Raw genomic sequence first — 16,833 nt, forward strand, 5'->3', positions numbered from 1 at the left:
CCCGTCGGTCTCATCGTTGGTCGTCGTCGAATCGTAGTCGTCGGGCGACAACATTTTCGGCGGTCTGTGAGGTCATCTGGTTGTTGCCGTAGGCGTACGCGCGCAGCCGGGCCAACGCCTCGGCCGGGTCGACGCCGAGTTGGACGCTGATCATCCCCGAGGCTTGGAACACCACCATCTGCTGGTTCGCCAGACTGTCGTCGATCTCCAGCGCAACCGCATCCGACAGGAGGCTCGATGTGGCTGCTTCGGCGAATGCCGTAGCGTCAGCAATGGCGGGTGTGGACAAGGGGCCTGGTCTGTCTTGGTGCAGGACCAGCGCACCGACCCGGATCGCGCCCATCAGCAGGGGAAACCCAAATACTGCCCGGACGTCGAGAGCCACAGCCTCGACGGTGAAGGCCAGCCACCGGTCTTCTGACAGATCGGCCAGGTCCGGGGCGAACACTGCGACACCCGCCCGGATCACGTCGATCGCGGGTCCCTCGCCGGTGGTGAACTGCAGGTCAGCGAGCCGCCGACCGGCAGGGTCGTCATCACCCCACGTCGGGGCCGGTACGCGGTCAGCAGTACGCGAGGTGAGAAAGGCTCCAGCCCCGGTCACACCCAACACGCGACCAATGGTGGAGGAAGCGAGGTTTGGCAGGCCACTACCCGGGCTCGCCTGCTGGTCACGTCGCAGCCGGGCGAGGCAGGCTTGCATCGCGGTGGTCACCATGGTCGGCCTCCCGCCCTGCGCATCCCGGCGGCCAGGTCTACAGGCCAGAATGGGCGGGTTCAGCGGCGGACGAGGCGTCGGCCGCTGGTTGATGCGGGTGGTGTGTAGTCCAGACCGAAGTGGCGGAAGGCTCGCTCTTCATCTTCGACCGGTAGTTCTTCGCCCGAGCGGGTGGTCGGGGCTCCGTCGATATCGGCCTTGGTCCACGGGAGTGTGATGTGGTCCGGTGAGGTGACCAGGTCGCGGGCCGGCACCAGGACCTGTTTCTGGCTCAGCATGCCGGTTCGGACAGCAAGGAAGACGGGCTCGTCGGACTCGGCGTCGTAGTAGATGTCGGCAAGTTTGCCGAGCTTTTCATCGGCGTCGATCAGGACGTCTTTGTCGCGCCATTCACCGATATTGGTCGGTACGGTCATAGCTGCCTCCTTGTTGATCTCGTTTCGAGTTGTTGGGTTGGTTCTGTCGGTCGAAGCAGATCGGCGCCGGTACGCAGTTGGGCGGCGAGCGGGCATCCGAACGGGTCCCGTGCGGCCAACCCCACGTTGTTCAGGTAGCGCAGCACGGTTGAGTACGCAGCGGGAAGGCTCTTCTGGGTGTAGGTGATCTTGTTCTCGGCGCAAACCTGGCGGACGAGCGGCTGCAGCTTTCGCAGGTTCGGGCGCGGCATCGACGGGAATAGATGATGCTCGATCTGGAAGTCCAGGCCGCCGAGCAGGAAGTGGACGAGCCATCCGCCGCTGACGTTTCGTGACATCAACACCTGGCGACGCAGGAAGTCGATCTTCAGATTCGGCGGCACGGTGGGCATGCCGATGTGGTTAGGGGTGAACGCGCCGCCGAGGTAAAGGCCGTAGAGCGCCAGCTGCACGCCGAGGAATGCGGCTGCCTTGCCCGGCGGCATGATCAACAGCAACCCAGTCAGGTAACTGAGGTGGCGGATCAGAAGCAGTGCGATTTCCCAGCGACGGCGCTTCATCGGCGCCCGGCTGATCACCCGGCGCACACTTGCCACATGCAGGTTCAACCCCTCCAACATCAACAGCGGGAAGTAGAACCACGCTTGTCGATCGGCCAGGTACCGCCCCAGCCCGTGCCGTTCAGCCCGCGCGTACGGGGTGAACGCCAGCGTTCTCGCAGCGACGTCGGGATCGCTGCCGGCCTTGTTCGGATTGGCGTGGTGGGAGCTGTGTTTGTGCTGCCACCAGCCCAGGCTGAAACCGCCCAGCAGGTTGCCCAATCCCAGGCTCGCCCACTCGTTCGCCCAGGACGATCGAAAGATCTGCCGGTGCGCCGCGTCGTGGCCCAGCAGCGCGAACTGGGTCAAGATCACCGCGAGCACCGCGGCGAGCAGCAGCTGCAGCCAGGAGTTGCCTAACAACACCATCCCGGTCACGAGACCGGTTAGGGCGACAACGGTCAGCGACATCTTGGTCCAGTAATAGCCGTACCGACGCCGTAACAGCCCGGACTCCTTCACCCGCGCAGACAACTGCGTATAACTACTGGTGTAGCGGTTCTGCGCTCGCTCGGCTCCAGCCGGCTCTGCCGCCTGAACAGTCATAATGATTACCCTCGGCTCAATCCACCCGATCAGCGAACCAATCGGATAGAAGCGTTGCCCAGCAACGGGCGCCGAGGTCCAGGGCACCTGAAAATGGCTTCCTCTTCACAGTACCCACCACAAGCCCCACAACACGACCAACCCCACTCCTGGGATCGGGTCGAATCTATGGGGCGGCGTCCGGGCGGCCGCGGGCCGGACGGCGCGAAACGGGCCTCGGCTCACGCCAGATGCCGGAGGCGACGTAGCTGATCATGGTGTGGATGACTGCGACGGCGGGGACGGCGAAGAGTGCACCAGGGATCCCGGCAAGGAAGGAACCGCCGGCGACCGTGAGAACGACCGCCAATGGGTGTACCCGGACGGCGGAGCCCATCACGAGGGGCTGCAGGACATGGGACTCCATCAGGTGCACCACCACGACACCGGCGAGCATGATCACCGCTTGCACCGGCCCGAGGTAGACCAGCGCGATCAGAACAGCGAGCACGCCGGTAGCGATCGCACCGACCAGCGGCACGAACGAAGCCAACAGGACCAACACCGCAAGCGGCACCACTACCGGCAAGCCCAGGAAGAATGCGACCAGCCCTACCCCGACCGCGTCAGCGGCTGCAACCAGGAGTTGGACGCGGACGAATGCGCTCAACGTCAGCCACCCGGCCCGGCCGGCGCCGTCGACCGCAGTCCGTGCCGGGCGCGGGAACAACCTGACGATCCAACGCCACACCCCGGCACCATCGATGAGCATGAAAATCGTCGCGAACAGCGTTATCAAAGCGCCAGCCACGATCCGACCCGCCGTGGCACTCGCCGACAGAGCGCCGCCAAAGATCGCGCTGCCGTTGGTCTTAACCGCTCGGATCACCTTGTCCAGATCAGCGGCCAGAGCAGAGTCGCTCAGATGGAACGGCCCGACCCGCAGATAAGTGCGGAAACTGTTGTAGCGCAGGACCGATCGCGCCTCCAACTGCGGCAGGCCGGAACGGATTTGGGTGGTCACGAGCAGCGCTAGCCCGCCGACGACCAACAGCAGGCCAACCAACACCGCCAGGATCGCGAGCGCTTTGGGCCACCCGTGTCGTCGTAGGAACTGCACCGGCGGGGAGATCAGCGCGCACACCAGCAGAGCGATCAGGAGTGGGATCACGATCTCGCTGAGCGTGGCCACCAGGTACACACACACCGCAACCGCCGCGGTGATCACCAGGAAGCGCCACGCCCATTGAGCCGCGACTTCCACCCCCGGCGGCACCACAGTGGTGGTCCGACGAGAACCGTGAAGAGAACCGCTGAAAGGACCGTTGAGAGGACCGTTGAAACGACGTGCTAAACCAATACGGCCGGACCGGTGACTTGGATTCATGGCCCAAGTCTGAACACCGAACAAACTTCGGCGCTCCGGCCCCCGGCGACGTCCGCCGGCGTTTGGCTACCGCGGGTACGTTGAGATCCTGGGCAGGCGCTGCAATTCCCTTGCTACGCATCAACACCCAGCCCTTGGAGGGTCGCCATGAGCGACTACATCTCACTATCGGAACGCCACCCCGAAAAATCGCCCGCGACCGAGCCCGATATCAAGGCCCAGGCTCCGCCGATGCCCCGCCTCCAGCTGAAGCCGATCATGGGCCAAGCACTCCTGGACGGAGCCTGGTGGCCCCGATCGCGCGACCTCCGTCAAGAGCTACCATCGCTAGCCGATCACTGGCCCGACACGCACGGCCGCATCGCCCGAGCCCTCTTCTCCACCGCCGACTGGGACACCGCACCCCGCCGCATCCTCTCCCGAGGCTCCATCATCCCCGCCTCCTCCTTCCCCGGCGAGAACACCCACAAGATCATCCTCACCCTGTCCGGCAACCGCCGACGCATCGAACTTGTCGTCATCCCACCCGACACCGATCCCGCCAACGCCGCACGAGCGTTCGTACTCGCGACCAAAAGTGACAGCCGGCATACCGCAACCCAGATCCTGACCGACCTGACCAGACCCGTCGGTGACTAGCTAACCGCCGACCAGAACCTCCGCCGCCCACGAACGGGGACCATATAACTAGCGGTTGGGGTGAGCCGGCGTCGGCGCGGTCTCACTGACTGCGGGCCTAGCCTGAACGAATGATCAAGCGGACGTGCCGAAAGCGCCGGCGCACGCCGACGGCCGAGACCACGGCGAATCGCATCGAGCCCGTCGGGTCATCATTTGGACCGTCAAGCTGGCCTTCATCCACCGGGCCGCCGGTCTGGCAGCCGAGGCAGCCTTCTTCGCCATCCTGTCCCTGCCACCACTGATCTTCGGCGGCGTCGGCATGCTGGGCTACATCGCCAACAGCATCAGCCCCCAAGTGATCAGCAACTTCCAGGCCGAACTGCTCGATCTGGCATCCCGGATACTGACTCACAGCGCTGTCGACACCATCATCGCGCCGACCATCTCCTCCGTACTCTCCCGCGTCCGGGCCGACGTCATCTCCATCGGCTTCCTGATCGCATTGTGGTCCGGATCCCGGGCGCTCGACACCTTCATCGACGCCATCGGCATCATGTCCGGACACCCAGCCCACCGCAACGTCATTCGCGCCCGGCTGCTGTCCTTCGGCCTGTACGTGGAAGGCACATCCGGGTGCGACGACACGTGCGCCGGGAGGCAAAAGGCTATGCGCCGCCGCTGCCATCACGCAAGGAATGGATCATGCTCTGCAGGATCCGGATTGCATCTGACTGCTCGGTGTCGGTCAGACCGGCCAGCATTCTGACCTCTACCGAGCGGACCGCCACAGTCGCCTTCGCTAGCCTTCGCCGACCGCGAGGCGTCAGACGCGTATGAAGAACCTTCCCGACCGGTGCCTCCGCAGGCCTGGTCACGTAACCATCTCGCTCCAAGGCCTGCAGCAGCACGTTCATCGACTGCCGCGTCACGAACGCGCCCCGCGCAAGCTCGGAGTTCGATAGCCCAGGTCGCTGTGCCAGCAGCTCAAGGCAGGAGTAATGCGTCACGGTCATCCCCAGCGGCCGCAGCACCTCTTCCATGGCTGCACGGACGACGCTCGACGCCTCCTTCAACAGGTACCGCGGCGAGGCGTCCAAGTTGACGCCAACACTGTCTTGACTCATGTCAGAATCCTGACATACATTGGTTATGTCAGAAAGCTGACATGTCAGAAAGGACCAGCATCATGTCCGCCACCGGCCCCGACTTCATTTCCCTCCAGACCCGCCACCTCGACGCCTCCCAAGCGTTCTACGAGCAGTACCTCGGCCTCGTCCGAAGCCCGCCGGACCCCGGCATGCGGTCGTCTTCGAAACGAAGCCGATCGCATTCGACCGCCGAAGCATCGTTCCCGGCACCGACCTCGGATCCGTTCCCCAACCCGGCATCGGCGCCGCAATCTGGCTCCACGCCACCGACGTCCAAGGCATTCACGATGCACTCCTCGCCGACGGCCACACCATCGTCTCCGCACCGACCGGCGGCCCCTTCGGCCGGACGTTCACCTTCTTCGACCCCGACGGCCACCAGATCACCCTCCACGACCGCACCTGACCCCTCAAGTCAGCCGATGAGGGCTTGCCCTTCAGACCCGGGCCACGCCCCGGCCCGTGGCTGACACGCCGTTCCACTGATGCGCCCTGCCGGTCCATGGACATCAACCATTGATGCTCTGCAATCCCGACACCACGAGCTGGGTGTACAGCGGTAGCACCGCCGCCGGATGAACCTTCTCGTACGCCCTGCCCAGCCGCCCCCACAGTCCGGCGTCGTCAAGGCTCAATTCGTGCGCTGGCGACCAGGATCCTGCACCGGCACCTGACCTAAGCATCGGATCGATGGAGATTCCGGCGTCGGTACCCGGAGCGGCGGGGACGTCAACTGAGGTGGCGCCGCAGCGGCCACAGTCGTGACCACCGCTACTTGCGGCCGGTCCACAGCTGCACCGGCGCGTCCGCCTCTTGGTTGTCGATGCCGGCAGGCGAGGTCGGGTGCGCCACGGTCTGGCAGGAGGCGAAGATCTCCGGCCACCGGGCGCCGAGATCGCCGACCGCGATCATATTCGTCGCGGACTCCGGTGGCGCCCACATACCGAAGCCGTTCTGCCCGGAGTAGATCGGCGGCAGCACCAGGCCGTCGGGCGTACGCTTCCGGCGCGCCTGACTGAGCGAGCCGGCCTCGCCGTAGTCTCTGCAGGAGGCGCCGCTGCCGTTCGAGGGAATCGACACCTCGGGGAGGTCGCGGAGCCGATCATGGCGCTGATGGCCACCGGGGAGTATCCATGATGGTCGAGTTGGCACGACGTATTACCTGCAGCCGGGATACGACTTCGGCGACGAGTTCAGTTCGGCCTCGACCGGATCCTCGACGGGCTGGAGCGACGCCGTCACTGGCGCCGACCGCGGTTGCCTTGTCAGTCCCGTTTGAGAAATCGACAGGGTCGGGGTCTCGGCGAGCTGATCGTGGCGTAGTCGGTTATTCACGACGGGACTCAGATCAGAAGTGTGATGCCGGCGACGATGAGCCACAGCGACCAGGCGATGTAGGTGATCGGAGTGAGTGTTGCTGCGAGCTTCCAGCCGTCGCGCTCGGCCGGCCCGGCGAACTCCAGGGAACACAGGGCCAGTACCGCACCGATGACGATCCCCGGGACGCCTAGCCAGTTGGGCGCAACGCTGGTTTGAGTGAACGCGACGCCTACCAGGATGGTCCAGGTGCCGGTGAGCAAGTAGCCGAGGTGCTCGCCAACGGCGACACCCAGGTACCGGTTGGCGGTCTGAAAGACAACGTCGACCGCTTCACGCCGGGCCGCGCTGGCATCGGGGTCGGCGTCAACGCGAGCGAGGTAGGGGACGAGGAACGGCCAACGGATGAGACCCAAGAGCTGCACGAGGCCGGCCAGCACCCCGATGGTCGCGCCGACGAGCAGCACGGTCTCATTCGCGTCGTCCAGCGCCTGGGCGACCAGAACAGCGAGGGGCACCAGCCCGGCCGCAGTCAGCGCGAAGATCCACCACCACAACAGCAGCCTCGTGCCGCCCTCGCGGAACCGGGACAGGACCTCGCGGGTGGGGCTGCGCAGAATGTTGGGGTAGCCGAACGTGGCCGCCAGGACGCCGAAGGCGACATTGAAGGCAACCGGGAGCGCCAGCAGCCATACGCCTACGGTGAGCGTGCTCATGGGTGCGCGTCCGCGACTACTGGCACGGCTGTGGCCGCATCCCTGGTCGACGGCCCCAGGTCGCCGCGGCTGGAGAGGATCCGCGGCACAACGCCGGGAGCACTATCGATGCTCAAGGCCTTCGCGTCTCGGCCTCGGTGCGGCGGAACAACAACTCAAGGAGAAGACCAGTCAGCAGGGCGAACAGAAGGCAGCCGCTCGCGCCGAAGTTCGTGAACCGCTCATCGATGTTTGCGCTGATCACATAGGAGCTCACCAGCCAGGCGAGCGCCCACGCGGGCGGGTTAGCTACCGCCCACCACGCCGCGCCCCAGATGCGCTTCCGCCTCAGCACCACCGACTGCAGCCCGCCGACAACCACTCCGTTCACGGCGCCCATCACGATCAGGTCCAACCGGCCGATCCCGTAATCGACGAGGGCCGCGCCCAAGCTCAGTCCAGCGGCCATTCCGATGCTTGTGGCTGCAATCCAAAGCCAGGGCATGAGCCGCCTGAGCGCCAGCCACTGCGCTGCGCCGATCACCGCGCCCGCGATCAGCCCACCGGCGAGCGCCACGCCGACGGAGTCGATCGGACCGACAATCAGATTGGCGATGTAGCCGCCGATTGGAAAGCTCAAGACGATTGCGAGCGGCCACGCCCAAACACGAGGGCGGCGAAGCTTTTGCGGCACCGGCGCGGCGGGAGTTGTATGCGGCAGCGAAGTCAAGGCTGGTCCCTCCGAGCTGGGCGTGCACACACGCCGCTTGCACACCGAGATGCGGACGTGCCTCTCCCCCAAGAGGAGATCTCACGATAGTATCACAATTCATGACACGTGATTCTAGTAAAGAGGATCATGCTTGGGCCGTTCGTCACCAACTACGCACACGTGCTCGTCTGCATCGCCGCCGACCCGACCGCGCGCCCCAGAGACATCGCAGAGACCGTCGGCATCACGGAACGAACAGCCGCACAGCTGGTCAGCGACCTCGAGCTCGCCGGCTACCTGACCAAGACCCGCGACGGACGCCGAAATCGGTACGAAGTGCACGACCTTCCACTCCGCCATCCCCAATACCGCCACCACACCGTCGGCGAGCTGATCCGCTTCCTGCAAGGGCCGGGTGGCGGGTGACCGACGATGCCCCGAAGCCGCCGCCACCTGCAGATTCGGGGGATCGGCGGTGTCGACGAAGTCCTCGACCGCAGCCACCAGCGCCGACCCTCGTCCAGGCGGTTCGGGGGCGGTCGCCCAAAGGCCGCTACCGAGTTTGACCACCGATGCCTGGTGATCACTGTGGCGAGGTCCCTGGAGGGCCAGGCAACGTGTCGGCGGTGTGGTGTGCACCGGCGCGCCCCGTTTCGGCAGCTTTGCCCGCGGCGTTCGTTGCTGTGGAGTCGATGAGCAGTCCGAGCAGTTCGCCGATCGTCGGCTCGCGGCCGATGGGTTTCCGCAGTGGGAGATGGTGTTGGATCCGGTAGCGGTTGCGGCGGCCAGCCTTTTCCTTGACGACGTACCCGGCCTCGGTCAGGTCGGTGACGATGCCGAAGACTGTGCGTTCGGTGACTCCGAGCATGTCGGCGATGTCGCGTAGCCGCAGACTGTCGTCGCGGGCGATGCAGACCAGGACGCGGGCATGGTTGGTCAGGAAGCTCCACTGTGCATCCACGACACAAAGCCTAACAGGGTCTTCAAGATTTCTGTCTCTAGAAACGTATTGCTTGTTTTCATTAACACGCGTAGCGTCGAAATCCAGAAGTGCGGGGCGCCCGTTCGACCCACTGACAACGCTGGAGCATCAGCTCAACGGTGGTATCGGACCTTCAGGCCGCCCCGCAGCCTCCACCCTCGCGTTATAGACGCGACAGAAGGGACCGGTCATGGATACCTACGGACGCCCCTATCCGCTTCACCTCACGGGCGAACTAGCGCCGAGAGTCAGCCGCGGTCTCTGGCTCGTCAAGTGGCTGCTGGCGATCCCGCACTACGTCATCCTGGTGTTCCTCTGGCTGGCGTTCGTTGCCGTGACCCTGATCGCGCTGTTCGCAATCCTGTTCACCGGCCGCTACCCGCGCGCGCTGTTCGGGTTCAACGTCGGTGTACTGCGCTGGTCCTGGCGGGTCGGCTTCTACTCCTACAGCGCCCTGGGCACCGATCAGTACCCACCCTTCACCCTCAAGGACCTACCCGACTACCCGGCCAGGCTCGAGGTCGAATACCCAACCTCGCTCTCACGCGGACTGGTGCTGGTCAAGTGGTGGTTGCTCGCACTGCCCCACTACCTGATCATCGGCGTATTCACCGGCGCCGCGTTCGCCGGCTACGACCAAGCGACAAACGACAACGCATGGGCCTACGGCGGCGGCCTGATCGGTCTCCTGGTCCTGTTCGCCGGGATCATCCTGCTGTTCGCCGGCCGCTACCCACGCGGTCTCTACGACCTCGTGCTGGGCATGAACCGCTGGGTCTTCCGGGTCACCGCCTACGCAGCCCTGATGACCGACGCCTACCCGCCGTTCCGGCTCGACCTGGGCGGCAGCGAACCACCCACCGCCTCCGCGCCCGACACAGGGCCGCTGAATCCCGCTCCGGTGGCCCCGTGACCACCGACGCCCACCCCGCCAACGACGCCGCGCAGCACCGACCCAACTGACCCGACCAAACGGAGCATGACATGACTGCAACTGTCGCCCACACTCCCGGCACCACAACGGTCGCGGGACGCGCCACCGAGCGCCGACGGATGGACCCGATGAGAAGGATCTCCCTGACCGCCGGCATCCTGTACGTGCTTACCTTCGTATCCATGCCCACCCTGGTGCTGTACAAGCCCGTGAAGGACCAGGTCGGCACCTTCATCCTGGGCGGGGGCAGCGCCACCGGGGTGCTATGGGGAGGTTTCTCCGAGCTCATCGTCGGCATCGCCGGCACTGGCACCGCCGTGGTCCTCTACCCGATAGCCAAGCGGGTCAGCCAGACCGCCGCCCTCGGATTCGTCGCCGCCCGGATCGTGGAGACCAGCCTCATCTTCGCCGGCGTCGCCAGCCTGCTGACGATCATCACCCTGCGCAATGACGTCGCCCGAACCACCGGAGCGGACCCGCCTCACTCGTCACAACCGGCCACAGCCTGGTCGCCGTCTACAACTCGACATTCCTCGTCTCCCAGAGCCTCATGCCAGTCTTCTGCGACCTGCTCCTGGGCTACGTCCTGTACCGGTCCCGCCTCGTGCCCCGCATCTGGCCCATCGTCGCATTCATCGGCGCCCCACTCCTCCTCGCCTCCGACATCGCCGTCTACTTCGGCGTCTACGCCAACGTCTCCCCAGTAGCCGCCTTCGCCGCACTCCCCGTCGCCGCCTTCGAGCTCTCCCTCGGCATCTGGTTGATCGTCAAGGGCTTCAAGACCACGCCGCTCACCACCGAACTGTCCACGCCGAACCACGACACACTCCCGGTCGGCTGAGGCCACTCGGACCACCGGAAGGGCCATCATGCCCACGACAATCCAGGCCAACGATCTTCGATCAACCAGCAGTGTGCAGCCCGCCGCGAAGAGCAGAATCGGGTTGATCGTTGCGCTCTCGCTGGCCGCTGGATTGGTTGCTGCTGCGGTTCTGGTGGCCATGCCCTTCATTCCGGCTAAAGAGAACGTCCTCACCGGTGTGGTGCTGCTGGGATTTGGGTTGGGATGGGCGTTGTTGGCCGTGCTGTCCGTCCGGTTCAGCGACCAGCCGCAACGGTGGGCAGCTGCGCCGGCCGTGTTCATGGCCGTCGCCGGGCCCGCTTCGCTCAGCGGGTCCGCTGCCGTCCAGACTGTCTTCAGCTGGGTATGGCCACCTGCCCTGTTTGCGCTTGTCGTCTGGATGTTCCTTCGAGCCCGACGCCAGCTCCGCAGCCGTATCGCACGGTGGCTGCTCTATCCCGTCCTGGCCGTATTGATGATCGCCTCGATCGGCGGCGGCGTTGAGACTGTAGGGGAGTCCGTTGACGCCAGGGCCTATCCGCTGCCCGGCCGACTCATCGACGTCGGCGGCCACCGGCTACACTTGCACTGCACCGGTTCAGGCAGCCCCACCGTCCTGCTGGAACCCGGCGGGGGCGCGGGATCCTCAGATCTCGGTTGGATCGCGCCGGCCGTTGCCCGAGACACCACAGTCTGCGTCTATGACCGCGCCGGTCGCGGCTGGAGCGACGCCGCCGACGGCCCACAGGACGGCGCCCACATTGCCGCGGACCTACATACCCTGCTCAACCGCGCCCACGTTCCCGGCCCATACGTGCTGGCCGGACACTCATTCGGCGGCCTGTATGTCCAAAGCTTCGCAGCGCAGTTCCCCGATCAGGTCGCCGGCATGGTGCTACTGGACTCCACCGCACCCAAGCCCGTACGCGCCTTTCAAACCAACAGCGGGACCTACGACGTCATCCGGCGGGGCTCCGCCCTCGTCTCCGCCCTGGCCCACCTCGGGCTCGGACGCCTCATCGCCCAAGGATCCTACGACACCCTGCCGCCACGCTCGCGAGACGAGGCTCGCGCGAACTCCTCGACCGCCAAGCACCTCGACAGCTTCTTCGAGGAGTTCCTTGGCTACGCCGACGCCTCGATGCAGCAGGCGTCAGCCCTGACCGACCTCAACGGGAAGCCCCTGATCGTCCTCACCGCCGATGAAGGAAACAACGACAATCAGTGGCAGTCCAAGCAGAACCAGCTGGCAACCCTGTCGACCAACAGCCTCCATCGGCACGCGACCGCCAGCCACGATTCACTCATCAGCGACCAAACCGACTCCGCCGCAGCCAGCCAGGCAATACACGACGTCGTCACCGCCGTCCGCACCTCCCACCCACTCGCCCAGCCCTAACGCATCCCCGGTCGCCGTTCGAGCGCTCCCTCGGCGGCTGGCTGATCGTCAAGGGTTTCAACCCGATGCCGCTGACCTCCACCGGCGCACCATCGACACCGATCCACGACACGCTCCCCGGTCGTCTAAACTTAGTTCGACGCAGACTCCTGCAGGCAATTCCCCTGCTGCTGTTGATATCCACGCTGACGTTCGCGCTGGTCTCGCTCATCCCGGGAAGCGTCACGGCTGCCCTGTACGGGCTCTCGGCAACCGCCGAGCAGCAGGCCGAGATCGCGAAGAAGCTGGGGCTGACTGATCCGCTTTACGTGCAGTACTGGCGCTGGCTCCGCGGCGCACTGCACGGCGACTTCGGCGAATCGCTGTTCAACCAGGAGCCGGTGGTGGCGCTGCTGAACCAGCGGATCGGTGTCACGCTCACCCTCACGGTGGCAACGATTGTTGTTGTGGCCATTGTGGGTGTCGGCCTCGGGATCTACACCAGCCTGCGCCCCGGACCGGTGGCACGGATCATCGACAAGATGTCCTGGATCGGGCACTCCGTGCCGAACTTCTGGTTCGGACTAGTGCTCGTGTCGCTCTTCTCGATAGCGCTGCGATGGCTCCCTGCCGGAGGTTACGTGCCCATCACCGAGTCGCCGACAGGCTGGCTGAAGTCGCTGATTCTCCCGGTCATCGCGTTGGCGGTTCCACCCCTGACTGTGATCATCCGCCAGACGCGCACCGCGCTTGTCGGTGAGCTGGAAAGCGACTATGCGCGCACCTTACGCGCAGTCGGTGTCAGCGAGGTCTCTGTCGTTCTCCGGCATGCCCTCAAGAACGCTGCGGTTCCCGTGGTCAGGGTGCTCGGCTTGGATTTCGTAGGCCTGCTCGCCGGGACGGTCGTCGTGGAGACGGTGTTCGTCCTCCCCGGCATCGGTAGCCTGGCGGCCTCCAGCGTGCCCGACCACGACCTCCCGGTTATCACCGGAGTTGTGGTCTATTACACACTCATCGTGGTGGCCGTAAACCTGCTACTCGACATCATCTACGGATGGCTCGATCCCAGGGTGCGAGTCTCGTGAAACACACCATTTCTCACGTTCGAGGCGAACTTCTTCGCCGGCCGCTGGCCTGCGTTTCCATCGTCTTCCTCGTCGTGCTGTTCCTGGCATGCATGTTTGCTCCACAGGTGGCGCCCCACGATCCGCAGTTTCAGGATCTGCTCAATGTCAACAAGCCTCCGAGCATGTCGCACCTGCTCGGCACCGACAATCTTGGCCGTGATGTGCTGAGTCGCCTGCTGTTCGGTGGCCGAGTGACGTTGCTGCTGGCAACCGAGGCAGTCATCGTGTTCATCCTGGTGGGGATCCCGGTTGGCGTGCTGTCCGGCTACTTCGGCGGGCGGGCCGACCGGATCATCATGTGGCTCTGTGACCTGGTGTTGGCGTTGCCCGGACTGATCATCCTCCTTGTGGTTGCGGCGGTGTTTCCAAGTCGGACGGCGCTGATGGTGAGTCTTGGCTTCATGGCATCGCCGAGCCTGGTCCGAGTGGCTCGGGCCGCCACGCTGTCAGCCCGAGCCCGGCTGTACGTCAGGGCCGCCGAAGTTATGGGACTGTCCCGCGCGCGCGTGATCGGCAGGCACGTCCTTCCCGTGGTAGCCGCACCCATCTTCGTGCAGGTGACGGTGTTCATCGCCGCCGCCGTCGTCATCGAAGCCGCGATGGGCTTTCTGAATCTGGATGTGAAGCCGCCGGCGCCCAGTTGGGGGTCGATGATCGCAGACGGTGCCCAAGTGATCAACGAGAACGGATGGTTGATCATCCCCTCGGGGGTCGCCATCGTTGTGACCGGCATTGCGCTCGGCCTCGTCGGGGACGCCGTTCGGGAGATTTCTGCAAGTCGGTCGACCGGAGATGAGGATGCCGCCGGGCCCGCAGTCGACTCTGCGACAGTGGACACCGTGCGGCCGCTGCTGGAGTTCAGCCAAGGCGGAGATCTGTTAGGACCTTTGGACGACAGCGCACTGCTGTCGGTACGCGACCTCTCAGTCACCCTCACCAGGAACGGTCGTCAAACGCGTCTGGTCGATCATGTGAGTTTCGACATCCGTCCGGGCCAGTGCCTGGGAATCGTCGGTGAGAGCGGATGCGGCAAGACGATAATGGCCCTGGCGGTTCTCGGTCTTCTGCCATCCGATGTCGCTGTCGCCCATGGGTCGATCACCTACGGCGGAACCGACCTACGCGCAGCAAGCCCACGGCAGCGGCGCGCACTTCGTGGCCGCGAGATCGCGTTCATTTCACAGGAACCGATGCGCGCACTGGATCCTGGCACGACTGTCGGCGGCCAACTCAAGGAGGTAGTCCGCCGGACCCAGGGCGTCAGCCGGAAGGCTGCCTCCGAGGAGGCCGCTCGACTGTTGGCCCAGGTGCAACTGCCGAATCCGGAACAGGTTCTCCGCAGGTACCCACACGAGCTTCGGGCGGAATGGCCCAGCGAGTTTGTATCGCGCTGGCGCTTGCCGGGAGGCCGCGGTTGCTCGTTGCCGACGAGCCGACAACTGCCCTCGACGTGACAGTTCAGGCGGAGATCCTCGATCTGCTGCGGTCCCTTCAGGAGGCGACCGGTATGGCCGTCATGATCGTCAGTCACGACTGCGGTGTGATCGCGGATGTGTGTGATCGTGTCGCCGTTATGTATGCCGGCCAGGTTGTCGAGCTGGCTGAAGTCGGCAGCCTGTTCGCTAGGCCGATGCATCCGTATAGTGCAGCTCTGCTTGCCGCCAATCCGCACCGGGCGAGCCAAATCCCGCTTCCGGCAATCCCGGGAAGAGTCCCCGTTCCAGCGCTCTGGCCCGTCTCATGCCGGTTCGCCGACCGCTGTCCCCACCGCGAAGACGCGTGCACTGCTGTTGCAGTCACGCTGCACACGGTCGCGCCGGCACGTTTCTCCCGGTGCCTCCGACCCGAACGCGCCGAGGTTGTGAGGGAGCCTGCTCGTGTCTGATCCTCTGCTTTCCCTGCGGGAGCTCACCGTGACATACGGCTCGCGGCGACGGGGCGGCGCCGTACGGGCTGTCAATCAGGTCAGTATCGACATTGCTCGGGGGGAGACCGTCGCGCTGGTCGGCGAGTCCGGGTCGGGAAAGTCCTCCATCGGGAATTCAATCGTCGGTCTCGCACCGCTGAGCGCAGGCACGATCGTCCTGGACGGCCAAGAGATCGCGAGCGCAACCCGACGGGTCGACAAGCCGAGCGTTAGCCGACAAGTGCAGATGGTGTTCCAAGATCCGTACGGCTCATTGAACCCGACCCGTACGATCGAGCAGAGCCTGATCGAGCCGATGGTGGTGCACCGATCCCTTTCTCGCAAGAAGATGCGGGAGACTGTCCGGAGCATGCTCACCGATGTGGGCCTGTCACCCGAGGCAGCGACCCGCTACCCAACACACTTCTCCGGCGGACAGCGACAGCGCATAGCGCTCGCACGAGCACTGATGATCGAACCCGATCTAATCATCTGCGATGAAGCGGTGAGCGCCCTGGACGTCTCTGTCCAAGCGCAAGTGCTGAATCTGCTGGCTAGGCTTCAACACGCGCGCGGACTTGCGTACCTCTTCATCTCCCATGATCTGGCAGTGGTGCGATTGTTGGCCGACCGGATCGTCGTTCTCTACCGAGGCCAAATCATGGAGTCGGGGCCGACTGCTGGCTTCGTGTCCCAGCCGTGCCATCCATACACTCGGGTCCTCCTCGCAGCTGCTCCGGTTCCCGACCCGGCGTATCAGCGCGAGCGCCGACGTCTGCGGAACGTCGCCGCCCGATCAGAGGAACCCAATGCGGTCGCACCGGGGTCCGGGTGCCCGTTCGCCGGCCGCTGCATGTACGCGGTCGACCAGTGCAGGCGGGAACGCCCTCAATTGCGTCCACGCGGGGATTCGCTTGTCGCCTGCCACCGGGTCGATGACCTCCCAGAATTCCCAATGTCACTTTGACCCTGATGTCGCCGGCAGTGAGCAGGACAAGATGCGGGCCCGGTGAGCAGTCGACGGACGCCAATGTGTCAACGAATGCCTCGCCTCGCCAGCGGTGCGGTCTGTATTGGAGGAGCTTGGGCGAGCTGATCCCAGACTTGTTCCAGGACGGCTGCCATAAGGGGTCTGTCGGATTGGCGAAGACAGAACAGCTCGTCTCCGCTTTCACCAATATCCATGCCGAGGATCCCCGGGGTGCCCGTCACGTTCACCGCGGCCCCCACTACACCGCCATCAAGCAACGGCACGTCGAACAGTCGTCCGGCCCAGGGGCACCGCACCGGTCAGCGGACATGCAAATACGTGGCATCCAGGAAGACGTACGGCATGCCGGTGTGATGGTGGCCCGGATCGGTACGCGGCGGATTCATCATCCAGACCGTGGCAGATCCCTGACACACCCGCTACCTGGAGATGCCGGTGCCAATGCCCAGGGCGGCGACAAGGTGTCGAACTGCGCGAGCGGATACCTCACTCACCCATGCCTCTATCACCACACAGGCATGATCTATCCGGCGGCG

General features: G+C 64.9%; 16 protein-coding genes and 4 pseudogenes. 11 read left to right on the plus strand and 9 right to left on the minus strand.

Annotated features, from left to right (window positions below; all coding sequences use genetic code 11):
• Positions 1 to 10: 10 nt before the first annotated feature.
• From GJV80_RS18275 to GJV80_RS18290, 4 genes are all read right to left on the minus strand, one after another.
• Positions 11 to 613, minus strand: coding sequence for a hypothetical protein (locus tag GJV80_RS18275; RefSeq protein WP_195909009.1), 603 nt, complete (start codon positions 611 to 613; stop codon positions 11 to 13).
• 164 nt (positions 614 to 777) lie between these two features.
• Complete coding sequence (locus tag GJV80_RS18280) at positions 778 to 1,134, minus strand: PRC-barrel domain-containing protein (protein ID WP_195909010.1); 357 nt, start codon at positions 1,132 to 1,134, stop codon at positions 778 to 780.
• Positions 1,131 to 2,279 carry an acyl-CoA desaturase gene (locus tag GJV80_RS18285; protein WP_154689122.1) on the minus strand — a complete coding sequence of 383 codons (1,149 nt, stop codon included), beginning with the start codon at positions 2,277 to 2,279 and terminating at the stop codon, positions 1,131 to 1,133. Before GJV80_RS18285 ends, GJV80_RS18280 begins: the two co-directional genes overlap by 4 nt.
• 166 nt (positions 2,280 to 2,445) lie before the next feature.
• A complete protein-coding gene (locus GJV80_RS18290) occupies positions 2,446 to 3,645 on the minus strand; it encodes an AI-2E family transporter (protein WP_230207831.1) in 1,200 nt (399 codons plus the stop codon).
• A gap of 231 nt (positions 3,646 to 3,876) precedes the next feature.
• On the opposite strand from GJV80_RS18290, the gene GJV80_RS18295 reads away from it, so the two are divergent.
• Both GJV80_RS18295 and GJV80_RS25210 read left to right on the plus strand, forming a co-directional pair.
• Positions 3,877 to 4,284 carry a DUF5994 family protein gene (locus tag GJV80_RS18295; protein ID WP_154689123.1) on the plus strand — a complete coding sequence of 136 codons (408 nt, stop codon included), beginning with the start codon at positions 3,877 to 3,879 and terminating at the stop codon, positions 4,282 to 4,284.
• A 124-nt stretch (positions 4,285 to 4,408) separates the two neighbouring features.
• Positions 4,409 to 5,032 carry a YihY/virulence factor BrkB family protein gene (locus GJV80_RS25210; RefSeq protein ID WP_154689124.1) on the plus strand — a complete coding sequence of 208 codons (624 nt, stop codon included), beginning with the start codon at positions 4,409 to 4,411 and terminating at the stop codon, positions 5,030 to 5,032.
• Here GJV80_RS25210 and GJV80_RS18305 read toward each other — a convergent pair.
• A complete protein-coding gene (locus GJV80_RS18305; RefSeq protein ID WP_154689125.1) occupies positions 4,932 to 5,390 on the minus strand; it encodes a MarR family winged helix-turn-helix transcriptional regulator in 459 nt (152 codons plus the stop codon). The genes GJV80_RS25210 and GJV80_RS18305 overlap by 101 nt on opposite strands.
• Before the next feature lie 62 nt (positions 5,391 to 5,452).
• Between GJV80_RS18305 and GJV80_RS18310 the strand changes: the two are divergent.
• Positions 5,453 to 5,820, plus strand: a pseudogene (locus tag GJV80_RS18310) (VOC family protein).
• A 365-nt stretch (positions 5,821 to 6,185) separates the two neighbouring features.
• Here the strand turns inward: GJV80_RS18310 and GJV80_RS18315 are convergent.
• From GJV80_RS18315 to GJV80_RS18325, 3 genes are all read right to left on the minus strand, one after another.
• Positions 6,186 to 6,494, minus strand: coding sequence for a hypothetical protein (locus GJV80_RS18315; RefSeq protein WP_154689126.1), 309 nt, complete (start codon positions 6,492 to 6,494; stop codon positions 6,186 to 6,188).
• Positions 6,495 to 6,757: 263 nt separating this feature from the next.
• Positions 6,758 to 7,447 (minus strand): DUF4386 domain-containing protein, encoded by a 690-nt coding sequence (locus tag GJV80_RS18320; RefSeq protein WP_154689127.1) that lies wholly within the window; start codon positions 7,445 to 7,447, stop codon positions 6,758 to 6,760.
• Between the two features lie 112 nt (positions 7,448 to 7,559).
• Positions 7,560 to 8,156 carry a hypothetical protein gene (locus GJV80_RS18325; protein WP_154689128.1) on the minus strand — a complete coding sequence of 199 codons (597 nt, stop codon included), beginning with the start codon at positions 8,154 to 8,156 and terminating at the stop codon, positions 7,560 to 7,562.
• A 129-nt stretch (positions 8,157 to 8,285) separates the two neighbouring features.
• On the opposite strand from GJV80_RS18325, the gene GJV80_RS18330 reads away from it, so the two are divergent.
• On the plus strand, positions 8,286 to 8,564 hold the full coding sequence (locus GJV80_RS18330) for a helix-turn-helix domain-containing protein (protein ID WP_154689129.1): 279 nt from the start codon (positions 8,286 to 8,288) through the stop codon (positions 8,562 to 8,564).
• A 157-nt stretch (positions 8,565 to 8,721) separates the two neighbouring features.
• On the opposite strand, the gene GJV80_RS18335 is transcribed toward GJV80_RS18330, so the two are convergent.
• On the minus strand, positions 8,722 to 9,099 hold the full coding sequence (locus GJV80_RS18335; RefSeq protein ID WP_154689130.1) for a helix-turn-helix domain-containing protein: 378 nt from the start codon (positions 9,097 to 9,099) through the stop codon (positions 8,722 to 8,724).
• 211 nt (positions 9,100 to 9,310) lie between these two features.
• Here GJV80_RS18335 and GJV80_RS18340 point away from each other — a divergent pair, with 211 nt between their 5' ends.
• The 7 genes and pseudogenes from GJV80_RS18340 (at position 9,311) to GJV80_RS18370 (ending at position 16,273) form a co-directional block, all read left to right on the plus strand.
• A complete protein-coding gene (locus GJV80_RS18340) occupies positions 9,311 to 10,033 on the plus strand; it encodes a DUF4389 domain-containing protein (RefSeq protein ID WP_154689131.1) in 723 nt (240 codons plus the stop codon).
• Positions 10,034 to 10,182: 149 nt separating this feature from the next.
• Positions 10,183 to 10,518: pseudogene (locus GJV80_RS25215) on the plus strand (DUF4386 domain-containing protein); the annotation flags it as partial.
• Positions 10,519 to 10,547: 29 nt separating this feature from the next.
• Positions 10,548 to 10,895 (plus strand): annotated as a pseudogene (locus tag GJV80_RS24635) (DUF4386 domain-containing protein); the annotation flags it as partial.
• 28 nt (positions 10,896 to 10,923) lie between these two features.
• Positions 10,924 to 12,294: an alpha/beta fold hydrolase gene (locus tag GJV80_RS18350; protein ID WP_154689132.1), complete on the plus strand. Its 1,371-nt coding sequence runs from the start codon at positions 10,924 to 10,926 to the stop codon at positions 12,292 to 12,294.
• 65 nt (positions 12,295 to 12,359) lie between these two features.
• Entirely contained in the window at positions 12,360 to 13,358 is a 999-nt protein-coding gene (locus GJV80_RS18355) for an ABC transporter permease (protein WP_154689133.1), read from the plus strand.
• A pseudogene (locus GJV80_RS18360) lies at positions 13,336 to 15,285 on the plus strand (oligopeptide/dipeptide ABC transporter ATP-binding protein). Before GJV80_RS18355 ends, GJV80_RS18360 begins: the two are co-directional and overlap by 23 nt.
• The gene (locus tag GJV80_RS18370) at positions 15,278 to 16,273 is read left to right on the plus strand and encodes an ABC transporter ATP-binding protein (protein WP_230207833.1); all 996 of its coding nucleotides are present in this window, start codon (positions 15,278 to 15,280) and stop codon (positions 16,271 to 16,273) included. Before GJV80_RS18360 ends, GJV80_RS18370 begins: the two are co-directional and overlap by 8 nt.
• The last annotated feature ends 560 nt before the right edge of the window (positions 16,274 to 16,833 follow it).

It is taken from the genome of Microlunatus sp. Gsoil 973, assembly GCF_009707365.1.
In the GTDB taxonomy this organism is placed as follows: Bacteria; Actinomycetota; Actinomycetes; order Propionibacteriales; family Propionibacteriaceae; genus Microlunatus.

What these genes read in the sequence shown, in the direction of transcription:
- GJV80_RS18280 (WP_195909010.1), bottom strand. Translation starts at nt 1,134, where the DNA reads ATGACCGTACCGACCAATATCGGTGAATGGCGCGACAAAGACGTCCTG.
- GJV80_RS18285 (WP_154689122.1), bottom strand. Translation starts at nt 2,279, where the DNA reads ATGACTGTTCAGGCGGCAGAGCCGGCTGGAGCCGAGCGAGCGCAGAAC.
- GJV80_RS18290 (WP_230207831.1), bottom strand. Translation starts at nt 3,645, where the DNA reads ATGAATCCAAGTCACCGGTCCGGCCGTATTGGTTTAGCACGTCGTTTC.
- GJV80_RS18295 (WP_154689123.1), top strand. Translation starts at nt 3,877, where the DNA reads ATGCCCCGCCTCCAGCTGAAGCCGATCATGGGCCAAGCACTCCTGGAC.
- GJV80_RS18305 (WP_154689125.1), bottom strand. Translation starts at nt 5,390, where the DNA reads ATGAGTCAAGACAGTGTTGGCGTCAACTTGGACGCCTCGCCGCGGTAC.
- GJV80_RS18320 (WP_154689127.1), bottom strand. Translation starts at nt 7,447, where the DNA reads ATGAGCACGCTCACCGTAGGCGTATGGCTGCTGGCGCTCCCGGTTGCC.
- GJV80_RS18330 (WP_154689129.1), top strand. Translation starts at nt 8,286, where the DNA reads ATGCTTGGGCCGTTCGTCACCAACTACGCACACGTGCTCGTCTGCATC.
- GJV80_RS18340 (WP_154689131.1), top strand. Translation starts at nt 9,311, where the DNA reads ATGGATACCTACGGACGCCCCTATCCGCTTCACCTCACGGGCGAACTA.
- GJV80_RS18350 (WP_154689132.1), top strand. Translation starts at nt 10,924, where the DNA reads ATGCCCACGACAATCCAGGCCAACGATCTTCGATCAACCAGCAGTGTG.
- GJV80_RS18355 (WP_154689133.1), top strand. Translation starts at nt 12,360, where the DNA reads ATGCCGCTGACCTCCACCGGCGCACCATCGACACCGATCCACGACACG.